This window comes from Nesterenkonia sp. AY15, from assembly GCF_022565855.1.
GTDB lineage: Bacteria > Actinomycetota > Actinomycetes > Actinomycetales > Micrococcaceae > Nesterenkonia.
This window is the reverse complement of record NZ_JAJOYV010000011.1, coordinates 23,694-42,391: the sequence shown is the minus strand read 5'-3', so window position 1 is coordinate 42,391 and position 18,698 is coordinate 23,694. Positions and strand designations below refer to the sequence as shown.

The 18,698-nt window shown below is 66.8% G+C and carries 15 protein-coding genes, 1 tRNA gene and 1 pseudogene; 5 read left to right on the top strand and 12 right to left on the bottom strand.

Annotation, left to right across the window (positions count from 1 at the left end):
- Positions 1–280 (bottom strand): annotated as a pseudogene (locus LSI54_RS12435) (hypothetical protein); the annotation flags it as partial.
- Positions 281–468: 188 nt separating this feature from the next.
- On the opposite strand from LSI54_RS12435, the gene LSI54_RS12430 reads away from it, so the two are divergent.
- The 3 genes from LSI54_RS12430 (at position 469) to ppsA (ending at position 4,235) form a co-directional block, all read left to right on the top strand.
- On the top strand, positions 469–939 hold the full coding sequence (locus tag LSI54_RS12430; protein ID WP_241466120.1) for a pyridoxamine 5'-phosphate oxidase family protein: 471 nt from the start codon (positions 469–471) through the stop codon (positions 937–939).
- A 67-nt stretch (positions 940–1,006) separates the two neighbouring features.
- Positions 1,007–1,843, top strand: a complete 837-nt coding sequence (locus LSI54_RS12425) for a pyruvate, water dikinase regulatory protein (protein ID WP_241478512.1) — start codon at positions 1,007–1,009, stop codon at positions 1,841–1,843.
- A 10-nt stretch (positions 1,844–1,853) separates the two neighbouring features.
- Entirely contained in the window at positions 1,854–4,235 is a 2,382-nt protein-coding gene (ppsA, locus tag LSI54_RS12420) for a phosphoenolpyruvate synthase (protein WP_241471192.1), read from the top strand.
- Positions 4,236–4,330: 95 nt separating this feature from the next.
- Here ppsA and pth read toward each other — a convergent pair whose 3' ends face one another.
- From pth to LSI54_RS12385, 7 genes are all read right to left on the bottom strand, one after another.
- Positions 4,331–4,909, bottom strand: coding sequence for an aminoacyl-tRNA hydrolase (pth, locus tag LSI54_RS12415; protein WP_241478511.1), 579 nt, complete (start codon positions 4,907–4,909; stop codon positions 4,331–4,333).
- Between the two features lie 35 nt (positions 4,910–4,944).
- A complete protein-coding gene (locus LSI54_RS12410) occupies positions 4,945–5,583 on the bottom strand; it encodes a 50S ribosomal protein L25/general stress protein Ctc (RefSeq protein ID WP_241466112.1) in 639 nt (212 codons plus the stop codon).
- A 313-nt stretch (positions 5,584–5,896) separates the two neighbouring features.
- The gene (locus LSI54_RS12405) at positions 5,897–7,321 is read right to left on the bottom strand and encodes an NAD(P)-binding domain-containing protein (protein WP_241471194.1); all 1,425 of its coding nucleotides are present in this window, start codon (positions 7,319–7,321) and stop codon (positions 5,897–5,899) included.
- A 293-nt stretch (positions 7,322–7,614) separates the two neighbouring features.
- Positions 7,615–8,283: a 3-oxoacid CoA-transferase subunit B gene (locus LSI54_RS12400; protein WP_241478510.1), complete on the bottom strand. Its 669-nt coding sequence runs from the start codon at positions 8,281–8,283 to the stop codon at positions 7,615–7,617.
- An 8-nt stretch (positions 8,284–8,291) separates the two neighbouring features.
- Entirely contained in the window at positions 8,292–9,053 is a 762-nt protein-coding gene (locus LSI54_RS12395; RefSeq protein ID WP_241478509.1) for a 3-oxoacid CoA-transferase subunit A, read from the bottom strand.
- A gap of 11 nt (positions 9,054–9,064) precedes the next feature.
- Positions 9,065–10,270, bottom strand: coding sequence for a thiolase family protein (locus tag LSI54_RS12390; protein WP_241478508.1), 1,206 nt, complete (start codon positions 10,268–10,270; stop codon positions 9,065–9,067).
- A gap of 121 nt (positions 10,271–10,391) precedes the next feature.
- Positions 10,392–11,222, bottom strand: a complete 831-nt coding sequence (locus tag LSI54_RS12385; RefSeq protein WP_241476741.1) for an IclR family transcriptional regulator domain-containing protein — start codon at positions 11,220–11,222, stop codon at positions 10,392–10,394.
- Between the two features lie 141 nt (positions 11,223–11,363).
- Between LSI54_RS12385 and LSI54_RS12380 the strand changes: the two genes are divergently transcribed.
- Entirely contained in the window at positions 11,364–12,845 is a 1,482-nt protein-coding gene (locus tag LSI54_RS12380; protein WP_241476740.1) for a sodium/glutamate symporter, read from the top strand.
- Positions 12,846–12,965: 120 nt separating this feature from the next.
- Here the strand turns inward: LSI54_RS12380 and LSI54_RS12375 are convergent, their stop codons facing one another.
- The 3 genes from LSI54_RS12375 to LSI54_RS12365 all read right to left on the bottom strand — a co-directional run bounded on the left by LSI54_RS12375 (position 12,966) and on the right by LSI54_RS12365 (position 15,605).
- Positions 12,966–13,946, bottom strand: a complete 981-nt coding sequence (locus tag LSI54_RS12375) for a ribose-phosphate diphosphokinase (RefSeq protein WP_241466099.1) — start codon at positions 13,944–13,946, stop codon at positions 12,966–12,968.
- Between the two features lie 54 nt (positions 13,947–14,000).
- Positions 14,001–15,464: a bifunctional UDP-N-acetylglucosamine diphosphorylase/glucosamine-1-phosphate N-acetyltransferase GlmU gene (glmU, locus tag LSI54_RS12370; RefSeq protein ID WP_241471207.1), complete on the bottom strand. Its 1,464-nt coding sequence runs from the start codon at positions 15,462–15,464 to the stop codon at positions 14,001–14,003.
- A gap of 69 nt (positions 15,465–15,533) precedes the next feature.
- A tRNA-Gln gene (locus tag LSI54_RS12365) sits at positions 15,534–15,605 on the bottom strand.
- A gap of 128 nt (positions 15,606–15,733) precedes the next feature.
- Between LSI54_RS12365 and LSI54_RS12360 the strand changes: the two genes are divergently transcribed.
- Positions 15,734–17,614: an ABC-F family ATP-binding cassette domain-containing protein gene (locus tag LSI54_RS12360; RefSeq protein ID WP_241478507.1), complete on the top strand. Its 1,881-nt coding sequence runs from the start codon at positions 15,734–15,736 to the stop codon at positions 17,612–17,614.
- A gap of 97 nt (positions 17,615–17,711) precedes the next feature.
- Here the strand turns inward: LSI54_RS12360 and LSI54_RS12355 are convergent, their stop codons facing one another.
- Complete coding sequence (locus tag LSI54_RS12355; protein WP_241476739.1) at positions 17,712–18,698, bottom strand: 4-(cytidine 5'-diphospho)-2-C-methyl-D-erythritol kinase; 987 nt, start codon at positions 18,696–18,698, stop codon at positions 17,712–17,714.

The window sequence follows — 18,698 nt, the reverse complement described above, 5'->3', positions numbered from 1 at the left end:
GCGCCATCCCGACGTGGATGAACCGCTCGAGGGAGCCATCAGCGGCGATGACGCCCAGTGCGGCGTACTCGGCGTCCGCGACGGTCCTGGCCTCCTCGGCGATGCGCCGCAGAACATGTTCCAGGTCCAGATCGCTGGCCACGACGTTGCTGGCGTCGAGCAGGGTCTGCAGTCTGCGCTGGGAGCTGAGGACCCGGATAGTGCGCGCGATGGAATCCCCCACCGCACCATTGACTTCAAGCTTCGGAAGGTAGGTCACCCGAAGTTCATCGGCATCCATAACCCTCCTTACATCAAGAACTAAATTCCATTCTATGTCTTTCCTCGGGAAAGAGAACCCCGTTCAGCTCCGCAGCGCTGCGACGGTGAACCGGCGCGGCCAGCAGTCGCCGAGGCGGCGGACGTGAGCGGCATCGCCTTCGCTTCAGACTCTGGCTTCCGCGGTGGAGCCGGAGTAGGCTCGCCGCCATGCAGAAGACACCCTCGACACCCAGGACAGAGGTCCTCGAGAGCCGCGAGTGCTGGGAGCTGCTGCGCAGCGTCTCGCTCGGCAGACTCGCCGTCTGGACCGGTGATCATCCAGAGCTGTTCCCGGTCACCTACCTGGTGGATCAGCGGACCATAGTCTTCCGCACCGGGCCCGGCACGAAACGGACGGCCGCGCTGGGCTCCAGTCCCGTGGCCTTCGAGACGGACGGTGTGGATCCGCGCACCAATGTCGCCTGGAGTGTGATCGTCAAGGGCACGGCGGCGGAGGTCGAGCAGACGGACGACTCTCTCAGCAGCTCTTCGCGCCGACTGTTCCCCTGGGAATCGGGGGAGAAAGACCATTTCGTCCGGATCACGCCGGAGGTCGTCACGGGTCGACGCTTCATCGTCGCCCACCCCCAGGCCTGGGACATCTCCTTGAACGACGCCACCCGATCAGGCCTCGACTGAAGGACCGGCTATGACGATCGTGCACCAGGCACCGGTTCGCTCAGGTGCACGGTAGGGCGGCCAACCCATGACCGGCGCCGTCGGAGCACCCGTGCCGGTGTTCTTCATCTCTGACAACACCGGCGTCACCGCCGAGACCCTCGGCAACGCGCTCCTGGCGCACTTCCCCGGCATCCGATTCGTCCGCAGAACCTTCCCCTTCGTCGATTCCCCGCCGATCGCACAACAGGTGCTGAGTGCGGCGCGCACCGCGGGACCTGCCACCCTGCTGCTCGTGACCGTTCGCGCCGCGGAGGTCAGCGCCGAACTGAGCGCAGGCCCGTTCGCCGTGGTGGATCTCATCAAGGGACATCTCACCGCGCTCGAGAAGCTCCTGGGCGTCAAGGGCGCTGCTGAGGTGGCCCCGCATCACAGCATCGGGAACCTGGACCAGTACAGCTCCCGCATGCGCGCGGTGGAGTACACATTGACGCACGACGATGCAGCGGGCGCGAGCTCTCTGGTCGGCGCCGATCTCATCATCATCGCTCCATCTCGCTGCGGGAAGACTCCCACCGCGCTGTACCTGGCCCTCCAGCACGGTCTGCGGGTCGCCAACTACCCCTTGACGGAGGAGGACTACCCGGCACTGGAGCTGCCCCGGGCGGTGGAGCCGTATCGGGTTCGGTGTTTCGGGCTGACCAGCACTGCGCAGCGGCTGAGCCAGATACGCCAGGAACGCCGTCCAGGCGGGGCCTATGCAAGCCTGTTCCGCTGCCGCCAAGAGCTGCGTTGGGCGGAATCCCTGTACCGACGGCACTCGATCCCGAGCCTGAACACGGCGGCCAGAAGCGTGGAAGAGATTGCGGCAGCGATCCTGCAGACGATGCATCTTCGTCCCGCCGCAGCGCCAAGCAGTCCCTGAGGAGACACTGATGAGCAACATCTTGTGGTTCGACGACATCTCGCTAGCCGATATCGCAGCCGTGGGCGGGAAGAACGCCTCGCTGGGCGAGATGGTGGCCCGCCTCTCCGAGGCAGGAGTGCGTGTACCGGGCGGTTTCGCGACGACTGCGGATGCCTACCGCGTGTTCCTCGCTGCGAACGGACTCGACCACAGGATCCGGGCGGCCCTCGAGCCACTGGACATCGACGATGTCGTGGAGCTCTCCCGGGTCGGCGCGCAGATCCGTTCATGGATCCAGGATCAGCCCCTGGCCGAGGAGCTCACACGAGACCTGCGCGAAGCGCACGCGAGGCTGATCGCAGAGGACCCAGACCCTGAGGCGGTGACGTGGGCGATCCGTTCCAGCGCAACGGCCGAGGACCTGCCGGACGCCTCGTTCGCAGGCCAGCAGGAGACGTTCCTGAACATCGGCGGGGTCGAGAACGTGCTCGCTGCAGTGCACAGCGTCTTTGCCTCGCTCTACAACGACCGGGCGATCGCCTACCGCGTGCACCATGGTTTCGCCCACCACAAGGTCGCGCTCTCGGCGGGCGTGCAGCGCATGGTCCGTTCCGACATCGGAGCATCCGGCGTGATGTTCACGGTGGACACGGAGACGGGCTTCGATCGGGCGGTGTTCATCACGAGCGCCTACGGTCTGGGTGAAGCCGTGGTCCAGGGGGCGGTGAACCCTGATGAGTTCTACGTCCATAAGCCCGCGCTGCAGCAGGGACATGAAGCCATCTTGAGCAGGGCGCTCGGCGAGAAGGCCACCGCGATGCGGTACGCCGCGGGCCGCGGACTTCACAGCAGCACCATCTTCGAGGACGTATCACCTGCCGAGCGGGCACGATTCTCGATCACCGATGCGCAGGTCACCGAGCTGGGCCGCTGTGCTGTAGCGATCGAGGACCACTACGGCCGACCGATGGACATCGAGTGGGCGCTCGATGGAATCGACGGACGGCTCTACATCCTGCAGGCCCGCCCGGAGACGGTGGTGTCCCACCGGGAGCTGCGACAGGTGAGACGCTTCGTGCTCCGCGAGCGCGGTGACGTGCTGACTGTGGGAAGAGCGATCGGGCAGCGGATCGGGACCGGCCCGGTGAGGGTCCTTCGCTCGCCGGCGGACATGGATCGGCTGCAGCCCGGCGACGTGCTGGTGGCTGAGATCACGGACCCGGACTGGGAGCCGATCATGAAGCGTGCCTCGGCGATCGTCACCGAACGTGGGGGTCGCACCTGTCACGCGGCGATCCTCGCCAGGGAGCTGGGTGTGCCCGCCGTGGTGGGAACGGGGGACGCCACAGAGGCCCTGGCCGACGGCGAGGCGGTGACGATCTCCTGCGCCGAGGGCGACAACGGGATGGTCTATGCCGGCACGCTGAGGTTCGAGGAGGAGGTGACCGATCTGGATGAGATGCCGGACGTCCCGGTGAAGATCATGATGAATGTGGCCTCCCCGGATCAGGCATTCTCGTTCTCCCAGCTGCCGCACCACGGGGTGGGGCTCGCCCGCCTGGAGTTCATCATCAACCACCAGGTCGGCATCCATCCGCGTGCGCTCCTGGAGCGTGACAGCCTGCCGCACGAAGTGCGGAGCGCAGTGGACCAGCGGATCAGCGCCTACGGGTCGCCCAGGGAGTACTTCGTGCGGCGGGTGGCCGAGGGCGTGTCGACCATCGCGGCCAGCTTCGCCCCGGAGCAGGTCATTGTGCGGTTCAGCGATTTCAAGACCAATGAATACGCCAACCTCCTGGGCGGGGAGCTCTTCGAGCCGCAGGAGGAGAATCCGATGCTGGGCTATCGAGGTGCCTCGCGGTACATCTCCGCGGACTTCCGGGAGTGCTTCGCCATGGAGTGTGAGGCCCTGCGGTTCGTTCGCGAAGAGATGGGTCTGGAGAACCTGGCGATCATGGTGCCCTTCGTGAGGACGGTGGAGGAGGCCCAGACCGTCGTCGACCTCATGGCGAGTCATGGGCTCCGCCGCGGGGCACGAGGCCTGAAGGTGATGATGATGTGCGAACTGCCCAGCAATGTCCTTCTCGCCGATGCGTTCCTGGAACATTTCGACGGGTTCTCCATCGGGTCCAATGATCTGACCCAGCTGGTGCTCGGTGTTGATCGGGACTCGGACCTGGTGGCTCATCTCTTCGACGAGCGAGACCCCGCCGTGCTCTCGATGCTGGCCACGGTCATCGACAGGTGCCGGACGCAGAACAAGTACATCGGGATCTGCGGTCAGGGACCCTCAGATCATCCGGAGCTCGCCCGCTGGCTGGTTGATCAGGGCATCGAATCGATTTCTCTGACACCTGACACCGTGGTGCAGACCTGGCTCAGCTTGGCGGGTGCGGCAGAGTCTCGGTAGCGCTGCCCGAGCACGGGCGGGCCGCCGTCGTCGGCGACGGACGGTGTCTGCGTTCAGGGCACAGCGTTCAGTGCACGGGGTTCAGTGCACGGGGTTCAGTGCACCGCATTCTGGGCAGCTGGCAGCCCGTCGGAGATCAGCAGCTCCACCGCATCGGCCAGCCGGGAGATGAAGATGCCCAGCTCCTTCTGCTCGGCGGCGCTGAACTTCTGCAACACGTAGTCCGCGCTGTCCATGCGGCCGGGGGGCCTGCCCACGCCGGCGCGCACACGCAGGTAGTCACGATTCCCGCCCAGGTGGGTGGTGATGGATTTCAGCCCGTTGTGCCCGCCTTCGGACCCCCCGCGCTTGAGCTTGGCACGACCGAAGTCCAGGTCGAGCTCATCGTGGACCACGATCAGGTTTTCGGTGGGGACCGAGAAATAGTCCATCAGCCCTCGCACGGGCTTGCCGGAGAGGTTCATGTAGCCCTCCGAGATCGCGAAGACCACCTTCGGCCCTCCCGGGCCCAGCCGGGCCGCGACGGCCTTGGCCCCGACCTTGGTGCGCGTGTACTTCGCATCCATGCGGTCGAGGAGCTCGTCGAGCACCATGTGCCCGATGTTGTGCCGGGTATGACGATAGCGGGACCCGGGGTTGCCGAGTCCCGCTATCAACCACGTCTCTGAAGCCATGCCTCGAGCCTAGTGGAGTCGCAGCGTCAGAGTGTTCAGCTCTCTTCGCCCTCTGCGTTCCCCTCGGACTCGCCCTCGGCGGTCTCGCCCTCGGCAGCTTCACCCTCGGTGGTCTCTGCCTCGTCGCCCAGGTCCTGCTCGGTGGGCTCGTGGATGGAGACGATCGGGGACTCCATGTCGGAGAGCGCCAGCGTCACGCCCTTGGGCAGCTGGATGTGCTCCGGCAGGGCGTTCTCGTTGCGGTCGGTGATGTCGATGGTCACGTGCTCGGGGAGGTGGGTGGCCTCGGCCTCGATGGACACGGTGGCCTGGTCCAGGATCCATTCGAAGCCGACGGCGGGCTCGCCGGTGACCTCGACGTAGACGTCGACGACGACCTTCTCGCCGCGACGCACGGTCAGCAGATCCATGTGGTCGATCGAGCGCTTGATGATGTCGCGCTGGATGGCCTTGGGGATCACCAGCTGCTCGGTGCCTTCGATGTCCAGTGTGATCAGTGCGTTGGGGTTACGCACTGCCAGGTGGGTCTGGTGACCGGGAAGCACCACGTGGATGGGGTCTTCGCCGTGGCCGTAGACCACTGCCGGGATCTGGTCGTCGCGGCGGGCCTTGCGGGCTGCGCCCTTGCCGAACTCGGTGCGCTTGGTAGCGGGAATGACGATCTTGTCAGCCATGGTGTTGTCCTTCGTTGGTTGGATTCGAATTGATCCAGGCACCAACGACAAGTGAATTCCAGGCTCTCCGCGCTGTGAGCGGCGGTGATGTTCTCCTGCAAGTTCGCCTCGTCGATCACGGGGCTGACGTCTCACGGATCGGATCCGGAGATGTCGCCCCCTCGCCTGGGCACAGCTGAGAACTATACCAGCTGTCACCACCGGTCTCACGGTCCCGGGCGCGCGGCGACTCATCCGACCGCCGCCGCGCACCCAGCCCAGCCTTGAGCGGACAGGACCAGCTCTCAGACCATGGAGCTCAAGCCGACGGAGCTCAGGCGACGGGAGCGGCCGCTGCCGCCCCCGTGTCAGCATCGCGTTCCGCGATGACCAGGCTCGGCACCTCGGTGGGCGCCGGGGTGGACAGGTAGCGCTCCAGGGAGTCGTCGAGCTCCTGCAACCATGTGGTGTGGTGCTGTGACCCCTTGGTTCCGGTCATCACCGAGCGGTAGTTCTTGTCCCGGTAGGTCAGGATGTTGGCCTTCTTGTCGGTCTTCCAGTCCAGGAACACCTGGACCACCTCGTCCAGCGCGAACATCGGGTAGTCGGTGGCCCCGATGAGGTCTCGGATGTAGTCGGCCTGAAACTGCACCTCGTCGGCGTCCCCCTCCAGGGACTGGAAGCGGTGGCGCCACTGCTTCAGGTGGGCGGCCCGCTCCTCCGCCGGGGGCAGCTTCGTCCGGCCCATGATGAGGTCGCGGACATACCAGGCCTGCGCGTCGAACATGTTGAAGGTGAACCATTGGTCCTGGGCGCCCAGGTAGTACATCTTCGGGTTCCGCTGCCACACGACTCCGCGGTACAGCCCGCCCGGGTAGACGTTGTTCTGGGACCGCAGGGCCAGTTCGGTGGACAGGAAGGGGTACTTGTGCAGGTAGCCGGTGCACAGGATCACGGCATCAAATTCGCGGGACTCGCCGTTGGAGAAGTAGGCAGTCTCCCCCTCGAACCGGTCGATGAGCGGAAGTTCCTCCATGCCTTCGGGCCAGTCATGGCCCATGGCCCGGGTGCGGTAGCTCATGGTGACCGAACGGGCACCCATCTTGAAGGCCTGCACGCCGATGTCCTCGGCGGAGTAGGAGGCCCCGATGAGCAGCACGCGCTTGTCGGCCAGCTTCTCTGCCCCGCGGAAGTCATGCGCGTGGTGCAGGGTGCCGGTGAAGGTCTCGATCCCCTTGAAGTCCGGGACGTTGGGGAAGGAGAAGTGCCCGGTGGACACGATGACCCGGTCGAATTCGGAGGACGAGGTGGTGCCGGACTTCAGGTTCTCCACGGTGACCGTGAAGGTGTCCTCCTCGCGGTGGTATTCCACCCAGCGAACGGCGGTGGAGAGCTGGACCTTGTCCTTGACGTCGGACATGCGAGCCCGCCCGTCGATGTAGTCCCACAGAGCCGCCCGCGGCGGGTAGGAGGAGACCGGTCGCCCGAAGTGCTCGTCGAAGGTGTATTCAGCGAACTCGAGCGCCTCCTTGGGCGCGTTCGACCACAGGTTGCGATACATCGAGGAATGGACCGGCTCCCCGTACTTGTCGATCCCGCTGCGCCAGTTGTAGTTCCACTGCCCGCCCCAGTCGTCCTGCTTCTCGTAGCAGATCACCTCGGGGATCTGGGCACCGGACCGCTGTGCCGTGTCGAAAGCCCGAAGGGCGGCCATGCCGCTAGGTCCCGCTCCGATGATTGCAATTCGCTGTTTGGACATAGTTACCTCATCCGGCCCGCTACGGCCTCATGGTCAGTCGTCGACGGGTTCCGTGGAGGCGCGACTGTCAGGCGCTCAGCGCCACGGCCTCAACACAGGAAGTTCACGTCCACCCGGGATAGAAAACCCGCGCTCCATCGTTCTGCGCGTGTCCCTGGGTGCGGCACCCCGGCGGGGCGCCTGATATACCCTCAGTCTAGCGCAGACGCCGGCCCGGGCCGGCGTCGTACCCGAGAACGCAAGGGCCCCCGGAACCTGACGGTTCCGGGGGCCCTCTCCGCGACGGGGCGGGGTCAGAGCGTCTCGAACTCCACGCCCGGGTGCCTGTCCCGCAGGTCCTCGAGGGAGATGCCGTGCAGCTCGCGGACCTTGACGATGCCCGAACCGTCCAGCAGGAACACGCCCATGTCTGCGTAGATGCGGGAGACGCAGCCGACCCCGGTGAGCGGGAATGTGCATTCGGGCAGCAGCTTCCGATCACCCTTCTTGGTGAACAGGTCCATCATCACGTAGGTGTCCTTGGCTCCGATGGCCAGGTCCATCGCGCCGCCCACGGCGGGGATGGCTCCAGGCTTGCCGGTGGACCAGTTCGCCAGGTCGCCGGAGGCGGAGACCTGGTAGGCGCCGAGCACGCAGACGTCCAGGTGGCCGCCGCGCATCATGGCGAAGGAATCGGCGTGGTGGAAGTATGCCGCCCCGGGCAGCTCGGTGACCGGGATCTTGCCGGCGTTGATGAGGTCCTCATCGACCTGCTCGCCGAGGGCCTTCGGGCCGAAGCCCAGCATGCCGTTCTCGGTGTGCAGGGTGACCTGCTTCTCCGGGGAGAGGTAGTTGGACACCGTCGTCGGCTGGCCGATGCCCAGGTTCACGAAGGACCCGGGGGCGATGTCCTCGGCGATGGCGTGGGCGAGCTCGTCCTGGGTCAGCGGGGTCTCGGTGGTGCGGAAAGTCTCGGTGCTCATGCTCGTCCTCACTTCTCGGCGGCCAGCTCGGCCGCGGTCTTGGTGGCCAGGCAGGGCTTGCGACGTCCGGCGGCGAGAGCCTCGCGCTCCTCGCGCTGCTTCGTGCCGGAGCCGGTGGGGATCCCGACGATGGTGTCCGTGTAGATGCTCGGAGTGATGATCGCCTCCGGATCCAGGGCCTCTTCGAGGACCTCGTCGACCTGCACGATGGTGTGCGCGGCCGCCGTGGCCATGACCGGGCCGAAGTTCCGGGCAGTCTTGCGATACACCAGGTTGCCGTACGGATCGGCGGCGTACGCCTTAATCAGGGCGAAGTCGCCGCGGATCGGCGCCTCCAGCACGTAGTGCCGGCCCTCGATCTCCCGGGTCTCCTTGCCTGCGGCCAGTTCGGTGCCGTAGCCGGTGGGGGTGAAGAACCCGCCGATGCCCGCACCCCCGGCGCGCAGGCGCTCGGCGAGGTTGCCCTGTGGGACCAGTTCCAGCTCGATCTCCCCGGCGCGATAGGCCTCGTCGAAATGCCAGGAGTCGGACTGGCGCGGGAACGAGCAGATGATCTTGGCCACCCGGCGTTCCTTGATGAGCAGGGCCAACCCGGCATCAGCCTGTCCGGCGTTGTTGTTGACCACGGTCAGGTCGGTCGCACCGGACTCCATCAGCGCGTCGATCAGTTCCATGGGCTGGCCGGCATTGCCGAAGCCTCCCAGCAGCACCGTGGCGCCGTTGCTCACACTGGCCACCGCCTCCGCGGCGGTGTCTACAAATTCAGTCATCGGTTCTTCTCTCAGTTCTGTGTGGTTGCGTTTTCCAGGACGACGGCGATGCCCTGCCCGACGCCGATGCACAGCGTGGCCACACCCCAGCGTTCGCCGCTGAGCTCCATGCGCTTGGCCAGCGTGGCCAACACCCGGGTGCCGGAGGCGCCCAGCGGATGGCCGATGGCGATCGCCCCGCCCCACGCGTTGAGGATCTCCGGGTCGATGTCCCAGGCGTCCAGGCAGGCCAGGGACTGGGCGGCGAAGGCCTCATTGAGCTCCACCGCACCGACGTCGCCCCAGCCGATTCCGGCACGCTTGAGCGCCTTGTTGCTGGCTTCCACCGGGGCGTAGCCGAAGTACTGCGGCTCATTCGCCGCAGCGGCCCAGCCAGCGATCCTCACCTGCGGGGCAAGACCCAGCTGCTCCCCACCCGCGGCGGAGCCGAGCCAGACGGCGGAGGCGCCGTCGTTCATCGGAGAGGCGTTGCCCGCAGTGACAGTGCCGTTCTCGGAGCGGAAGACGGTGCGCAGCCCGGCGAGCTTCTCCGTGGTGGCACCTGCGCGGATAGTCTCGTCGGTCTGAAGATCCACTCCCGGAACGCTGACGATGAGGTCGGCGAATCGCCCCTCGTTCCAGGCGCGGGCGGCGAGCTCATGGGAGCGGGCGGCGAATTCGTCCTGCCGTTCGCGGCCGATGCCGTGCTTCTCGCGCAGCTGCTCGGTGGCCTCACCGAGCGAGACGGTCCATTCCTCGGGCATGCGCTCGTTGATCAGTCGCCAGCCCAGCGTGGAGTTGGCCAGTTCGAGGTTGGCCATCGGGAAGGGCCGCTCGGTCTTGGGAAGCACCCAGGGAGCCCGCGACATGGATTCCACGCCGCCGGCGAGGATCACATCGGTCTCCCCCAGCGCGATCTGCCGCGCGCCGGAGATCGCGGCATCCAGCGAGGATCCGCAGAGCCGGTTGATCGTGGTGGCGGGAACGGTGACGGGCAGCTTCGCCAGCAGCCAGGCCATCCGGGCGACATTGCGGTTCTCCTCGCCAGCGCCGTTGGCGTTGCCGAAGATCACCTCTCCGACGATCTCACCGGCATTCTCCGGGTTCAGCCCGGGGGCCTGCTCCACGAGGGCTGAGATGACCAGTTCGGCGAGGTCATCGGGTCGCTGACCGGAGAGGGCGCCGCCGATCTTGCCGAAGGGGGTGCGCAGACCCTGGTAGACGAAGACGTCCTGCATATGAGCTCCCTGCCTGTGATCGCGTGAGCACCACCAAATGTTCGCTATGCAAACAAGTGTGCGCTATGTGTGACGATCATAGTCTGGCCGGCAGGGTTTCGCCAGAGGTGACGAGAGTTCTCTACAGGCCCTGGGGCACGGTGAGCCGACCGACATCCTCACCCAGGGACCGGATCAGATCCTCCACCGCGGCCGCGCTGTGCAGCAGATGTGGCAGTGTGCGATCCAGGGACTCCTGCGCGGACTCCTTGCCGGCGGAGATCGAGGTGTTCAGCGAGAGCACGATCCTTCCGCTGCCGTCCCGGGCCGGGACGGCCACCGAGCGCAGCCCTTCTTCGAGCTCTTCGTCCACCAATGCGTAACCGTCCGTGCGGACCGCAGTGATGATCTCGCGCAGCCGGTGGGGGTCGGTGACGGTGCGTGCGGTGAAGGCCCGCCGCTCAGTGGTGCGCAGACGCTCCTCGAGCGTCTCGTCGTCGAGGCCGGAGAGCAGCACCCGCCCCATCGACGTGGCGAAGGCGGGCAGCTTGGTGCCCAGCGCGAGGTCGATCCGCATGATGCGGCGGGTGTGCACACGGCAGACGTACATCACCTCGTCTCCGACCAGCAGTGCGGCCGAACAGGATTCGGCCAGCTGCCCGGAGAGCTCACCCAGTGATGGCTGCAGCAGCTCATGCCAGCCGCGGCCTGACCAGTAGCCCTGTCCAAGGCCGAGCACCCTCGGGGTCAGCTCGAAGAACCGACCGTCGGTATAGGCGTAACCCTCATGGACCAGCGTGAGCAGCATCCGGCGGGCGGTCGCGCGGCTGACATCGGCGCGCCGCGCAACGTCGGAGAGCGTCAGCTTCGGCTCCACGGCGGAGAAGGACTCGAGGACCCGCAGGCCGGTGGAGAGCGAACGGACGAACTCATTGCGATTGACGGCGGGCTGAGATGGGCTCTCCTGATCCATGCAGTGATCCTATCCACCCGCCGAGCCCAGCCTTCGTCGAGGCGCGTCTCACTCAGCTCTCGCAACGGCGCCTGAAGTGTGATGTGCTTCTCCTCACATGTGCGGCCGCCGTCGGCGGTCCATTTCGGAGAGGGGCATCCGATGAGTCCAGACGTGGTGGGGTTCGCGATCGTGCTGTTGGCATCAGTGATGCTGATAGGCAAGTACATCCGGGTAAAAGTGCCGTTCATCCAGAAGCTGCTCCTGCCCAGCGCCATCATCGCCGGGTTCATCGGACTCATCATCGGCCCACAGGTCATCGGGCGGCTCGGCGAGTCCCTCGGCTGGGCGTGGTTGGAGGACGGCGGACTTCTGACCGCGGGAATCTACGATGTCTGGGCCACACTGCCTGGCCTGTTGATCTCGGTGGTCTTCGCCACCCTCTTCCTGGGATCAAGGATCCCGTCCCCGGTCAGAGTGGCCAAGCTGGTCGGCCCGCAGCTCTCCATCGGCGTCGCCTACGGCTCCGGCCAATACGTCATAGGCATCGTGCTGGGACTGCTGGTGCTCTCTCCGCTGCTCGGGGTCGATCCCGTCTTCGGTGCGCTGCTCGAGATCGCCTTCGAGGGAGGCCACGGAACGGCGGCCGGAATGCGGCCGGCCTTCGAAGACATGGGCATTCCCGAGGCCACCGACCTCGCCCTGGCCATCGCCACCGTGGGCCTGGTCTTCGGCATCCTCATCGGCATCTCCGTCATCAACTGGGGCGTGCGCACCGGCCGGACACGAGTGATCAAGAACGTCTCCAAGCAGTCGAAGGCCGAGCTGCGGGGGCTCTACAGCGACAACGAGAACGTCTCCACCGGGCGGATGACATCGCGACCCAGCTCGATCGAGCCGCTGACGCTGCATGTGGCCGTCGTCGGACTCGCCATCATCATCGGCTGGCTCATCCTGGAAGGCCTCGTCTGGGTCGAGGATCAGCTGTGGGGTCAGCCGGGTTCGCCGCTCTCCGAGGAGGGCCTCACGCTGCTGGGGTATGTGCCGCTGTTCCCACTGGCGATGATCGGCGGAGTGATCGTCCAGGTCATCTTGGATCGCACCGACAACACCAACCTGCTGGACCACGAGACGATGAAGCGCATCCAGGGTCTCGCCCTGGACATCCTGATCGTCGCAGCACTGGCGACGATCTCGCTCGATGCCATCGCCGCCTTCTGGGAGACCTTCCTGATCCTCTCGATCGCCGGAATCTTGTTCTGCACCACGGTCCTGCTGGTCTTCACCCCGCGGATCATCCCGGAGTTCTGGCTGGAGCGCGGGATCGCAGACTTCGGCCAGTCGATGGGCGTCACGGCCACAGGCCTGGTGCTGCTGCGGGTGGCCGACCCGTACGACGAGTCCCCCGCCCTGGAGGCCTTCGGCTATAAGCAGCTGTTCTTCGAGCCCTTCTTCGGCGGCGGTCTGGTCACCGCATTGGCGATCCCGATCATGGTCGCCACCGGCAACGTCTACATCGTCCTGATCCCGATGGCAGTGCTGTTCGTGGCCTCACTCGTGGTGGGCCACATCTACTTCCGCGGAGTGCGCTCCGGACGGTGGCGCGACCCCTCCGTGGAGGCGGCCAAGGCTGCGCAGGAGTGACCCTGCGCCCGCACCCCCACACGCCCTGAGGGGCGGATTCTCCGGGCATCTGACCCCTTCCAGGGCCTCAGACAGTCGGAGAATCCGCCCCTCAACGGGATGGTGGGGTGCAGCTGGTGCTTATGCGTGGCCGTCGAAGAGGGAGGTCACCGAACCGTCGGTGAAGACCTCCTTGATCGCCCGGGCCAGGATCGGCGCGATGGAGAGCACGGTGAGCGTCTCGAAGCGCTTGTCCTCGGGGATCGGCAGGGTGTTGGTCACCACGATCTCCCGGGCCCCGCAGTTGGCCAGCCGCTCGGCGGCCGGATCCGAGAACACCGCGTGGGTCGCCGCGATGATGACATCCTTGGCGCCGGCGTCCTTGAGGACCTGCACGGCACCGGAGATGGTGCCGCCGGTGTCGATCATGTCGTCGATGAGCACGCAGGTGCGGCCCTCGACCTGACCCACGACCTGCTTCGACACTGCCTTGTTCGGCTGGGTGACGTCGCGGGTCTTGTGCACGAAGGCCAGCGGTGCTCCGCCGAGGCGCTCGGCCCACTGCTCAGCCACGCGGACCCGGCCGGTGTCCGGGGAGACCACGGTGACGTCGTCGTCGGCGACCCGGCCACGGATGTGCTCGGCCAGCAGCGGGACCGCGAAGAGGTGGTCCACCGGGCCGTTGAAGAAGCCCTGGATCTGGGCGGTGTGCAGGTCCACGCTCATGATCCGGTCGGCGCCGGCGGCCTTATAGAGGTCTGCGACCAGGCGCGCCGAGATCGGCTCGCGGCCGCGCCCCTTCTTGTCCTGACGGGCATAGGGGTAGAAGGGCGAGACCACGGTGATCCGCTTGGCCGAAGCCCGCTTCATGGAGTCGACCATGATGAGCTGTTCCATCAGCCAGTTGTTCATCGGAGCCGGGTGGGACTGCAGCAGGAAGATGTCCTTGCCGCGCACCGACTCGGAGGACCGGACATAGATCTCTCCATTGGCGAAGTCATAGGCGCTGATCGGCAGCAGCTCGGTGCCGAGCTCCTTCGCGATCTCTTCGGCAAGCTCCGGATGTGCGCGCCCGGAAGCCAGCACAAGGGTCTTCTCCCCGTTCAGCCTGATTTCGTCCATGAGTGTTGTTGCCTCTCGCCGGCGTTGCTGGTGGGTGGTTGGTTCAGGTGGTCGTCAGACGGCGTCAGGCCGGACGGCCTGGGCGGCGTCGGCCGCCGCGGATCCGGGCCGCTTGGCCTGGACCCAGCCCTCGGCGTTGCGCTGCGGGGCGATGGAGAGCGCCAGCGCTCCGGCGGGGACGTCCTTGCGCACCACGGCGCCAGCGCCGGTGTAGGCGCCGTCGCCCACCGAGACCGGGGCGACGAAGACGGTGTTGGAACTGGTGCGCACGTGGGAGCCGATCTGCGTGCGGTGCTTGTTCTCGCCGTCGTAGTTCGCGGTGATGTTGCCGCAGCCGATGTTGGTGAACTCGCCGATGGTGGCGTCTCCGGCGTAGCCCAGGTGGGACAGCTTGCTGCCGCGCCCGATGCTCACGTTCTTGGTCTCGTAGAAGGCGCCGATCTTGCCGTCCTGGCCCAGCACGGTGCCCGGCCGCAGATAGGTGAACGGCCCGACGCTGGCGCCGGCCCCGATCTGGGCTCCGGAGCCGTGGACTCGGGTCAGCGTCGCGGCCTCTCCGACGATCACATCGGTGAGCGTGGTGTCCGGGCCGACGACGGCGTGGCGGCCGATGTGCGTGGCGCCGTGGAGCTGGGTGCCGGGGAGGATCGTGGTGTCCTGCTCCAAGGTGACGGTGGCGTCGATCCAGGTGCTGGCCGGGTCGACCACCGTGGTCCCGGCGCGCATGGCGCGCTCCACGATGCGCCGGTTCATCTCGGCGCCGAGGGCCTGCAGCTGGACCCGATCATTGGCGCCCTCGACCTGCCAACGGTCCTCGGTGACCACGGCGGAGACTCTGCCGCCCTCGGCGCGGGCAATGGAGAGCACGTCGGTGAGGTACATCTCACCCTGGGCGTTGTCGGTGGTGACCTGGGCCAGCGCGCGGGTCAGCACGGCGGCGTCGAAGGCGTAGATCCCGGAGTTGATCTCGGTGATGCTGCGCTGCTCTGCAGTGGCGTCCTTGTGCTCCACGATCCCGAGCACGTCCTGCGGGTCTTCCTGGCTGCGCAGGATCCGGCCGTAGCCCGCGGCATCGTCGAGCACGGCGGAGAGCACGGTGACGGCATTGCCGTCGCGCTCATGGGTCTCGACGAGCTCGGCGAGCATCTGCGTCTGCAGCAGCGGCACATCGCCGTAGGTGACCACCACGGTGCCGGTCTCGGCAGGCGCTCCTGCGGCGGTGAGCGCGTCCAGGCCGCAGGCCACGGCGCGTCCGGTGCCGGGGACCTCGTCCTGATCGGCGATGACGGCGCGCGGCTCGAGGTGAGCGATGTGCTCGGCCACCTTCTCGCGCTGGTGCCGCACCACAGCGACCAGCTGGTGCGGGGCCAGGCCCATCGCCGCGGTCAGCGCGTGACCGATCATCGAGACGCCGCCGATCGGGTGCATGATCTTCGGGGTGCTGGACTTCATCCGGGTCCCGGCTCCTGCCGCGAGCACGATCACTGCGGTGGGCTGGGTGGACTGGGCGTTGGTCACGAAGGCTGCTCCTCGGCGCGTTTCGATGGGACTCCTCAGTGTAGAGAGGTCCGGCGATCTAGATTGCCGTTCCGCCTCTAGGATTCGAACCTAGACTGCACAGCTCCAAAGGCTGGCGTGCTGCCATTACACCAAGGCGGAGTGCGACGGCGGTCCGACGGTGCTCGGCGCTGCGAACACCCTCATCTCCGGCCAAGCGCTGGTCCATCTTCGCATGCGCGGACTCGCGAGATGAAACCGCGGACTGACGGTGGCATTACCCTGGATAGGTGGCACATCTTCTCGGGGCCGAAGCCCTACACCTGGAATTCCCTACTCGCACCGTGTTCGACTCGGTGACGATCGGCATCAACGAGGGCGACCGCGTCGGCGTCGTCGGTCGCAACGGCGACGGCAAGTCTTCGCTGCTGGCCATGCTCACCGGTCGGCTTGAACCCGACTCGGGGCAGGTCACCCGGCGCAAGGGCGTGCAGTTCGGCGTGCTGGATCAGTCGGACGACCTCGATGACGAGCACACCGTGGGCTATTCGGTCGTCGGGGACGCCGATGACCACGAGTGGGCCTCGGATGCGAAGATCCGCGACGTGATCGCCGGGCTGGTGACCGACATCCCCTGGGAGTCGAAGATCTCCGAGCTCTCCGGCGGGCAGCGCCGCCGCGTGGCGCTGGCGAAGCTGCTGGTGGGCGAATGGGACATCATCGCTCTGGATGAGCCCACGAACCACCTCGACGTGGAGGGGATCTCCTGGCTGGCGAACCACTTGAACCGGCGCTGGCCGCGCAGCTCGGGCGGGCTGCTGGTGGTCACTCACGATCGCTGGTTCCTCGATGAGATCAGCACCACCACCTGGGAGGTCCACGACGGCATGGTCGAGCCGTTCGACGGCGGCTACGCGGCGTATGTGCTCCAGCGCGTGGAACGTGACCGGCAGGCGGCCACCGTGGAGGCCAAGCGGCAGAACTTGATGAAGAAGGAGCTCGCCTGGCTGCGCCGCGGCGCCCCGGCCCGCAGCACCAAGCCGAAGTTCCGCATCGAGGCGGCCAACGAGCTCATCGCCGACGTGCCTCCCCCGCGCAACCCGCTGGAGCTGAAGAAGATGGCCACCGCCCGGCTGGGCAAGGACGTGGTCGACGTCCTCGACGTCTCCATCGGCTTCGGCGACAAGCCGATCCTCAACGAGGTCACCTGGCGGATCGGTCCGGGTGAGCGCACCGGCATCCTCGGAGCCAACGGCGCCGGCAAGTCCACGCTGCTCAACCTGATCGCCGGCAAGCTCGAGCCCGACACGGGCCGGGTCAAGCGCGGCAAGACCGTGCGCCTGGCCACCCTGGATCAGCAGTTCTCCCAGCTGGCCGACATCGAGGGCGATCGGGTCCGCGAGGTGCTGGCCCGCGAGAAGACCCAGGTGGTCATCGACGGCAAGGAACACACCCCGGCGCAGCTGTTGGAACGCCTCGGCTTCTCCACCGCACATCTCTCCGCACGAGTCGGCGAGCTCTCCGGCGGCCAACGACGACGCCTGCAGCTGCTGCTCGTGCTCCTGTCTGAGCCCAACGTGATGATCCTCGACGAGCCCACCAACGATCTCGACATCGACATGCTCGCCGCCATGGAGGACCTGCTGGACTCTTGGCCCGGCACGCTGATCGTGGTCTCCCACGACCGGTACCTGCTCGAGCGGGTGACCGATCAGCAGTACGCGATCTTCGACGGCCGGATGCGCCACGTGCCGGGAGGCGTGGAGGAATACCTGCGGCTCAAGGCCGCCAGGGCCAATGGCGCCTCCGCGGAGTCGGCGGGATCTGGCACGTCTGGTTCAGGCGGTGGACCTGCTGGCGCCGGGGTCGGTTCCGGGAAGGCCGCGGCTGCGGCCCGTCGGGAGGCGATGAAGACCTCCTCGGCCTCATCGGCAGGTGCCCCGGCGCTGAGCAGCGCCGAGGAGCGCGAAGTGCGCAAGGAGGTCGGCGCGCTCGAGCGGAAGATGCAGAAGCTGATCACCCAGATGGAGAAGAAGCAGCGCCAGATGGCCGATCACGATCCGAGCGACTTCGAAGGTCTGGGCAAGCTCACCGCCGATGTGAGCCGGCTGCAGGGCGAGAATGAGAAGCTCGAGGAACGCTGGCTGGAGCTCTCCGAAAAGGTGGGCTGAGGCGCCGCGGTGTTCCGCTGCCCGCGCTCTGCGGGCAGCGCAGGACTGCGGTGCGCCCCGTCAGCTGGGGCGAATCGCGCCCCAGATGACTCTCGGATCAGCTCTCGCGGCCGTTGATCAGTCGTGCCCCGGCGGCCGGACCGGTGACCGGGATGGCCCAGACCTCGGTCCGCTCCTCCAGGCTGGTGCAGAGCTGATGGGCTGACTCAGCATCCCGGGCGAGGAACACCAGGGTGGGGCCTGAGCCGGAGACCATTCCCTGCAGCGCTCCTTCGATCATGCCGATGTCCATCATGTCCTCCAGGGAGGGCAGGCTGGCCACGGCGGGGGCCTGCAGGTCATTGGCCATCAGCGAGGCCACGAGCTCGGCGTCGGCGGTGCAGACCGCCCGGACCAGGTCCGGATCCAGGCCCGGCGCCTCAGCCTCCACTCCGGCTTCGGCGCGCATCTCGTCGAGCTTGGCATAGACGCTGGGCGTGGACAGGCCCGTGTTGGCCGGGACGATGACCAGATGCAGCTCCCCGCGGGTCAGCAGCGGAGAGAGCTCATCGCCCACACCCTGACCCACGGCTGCTCCGCCGAGGATCGCGAACGGCACGTCGGCCCCGAGCTCGGCGCCGATCTCCGCCAGCTGTTCCTTGGAGAGCCCCGCTTCCCAGAGGGCCGAACAGGCCACCAGTGCGGCGGCGGCGTCGGCAGAGCCTCCTCCCATCCCGCCGGCCACCGGGACGTTCTTGGTGATGGTCAGGTCCACTCCGTCGGTGATGCCGAGTCGGTCGCGCAGCTTCGAGGCGGCCTGATGCACCAGGTTGCGCTCATCGAGCGGGATCGCCGCAGCCACCATCTCTCGGGTCTCCGGATCCCGGGTCTGGACCTCGGTGAAGGTAGAACGTTCGGAGAGGCTCACGGTGATCGCCCCGTCCTCGCGCCGGGCCGCGCTGACCTCTTCGTAGAGGGAGACCGCCAGGTAGAGCGTGGCGACCTCGTGATAGCCGTCCTCGCGCAGCGGACCGACGCGCAGGCTCACATTGATCTTGCCCGGAGCCACGGCGGTGACATGTCCGAAGAATTCACTATCGCGCAT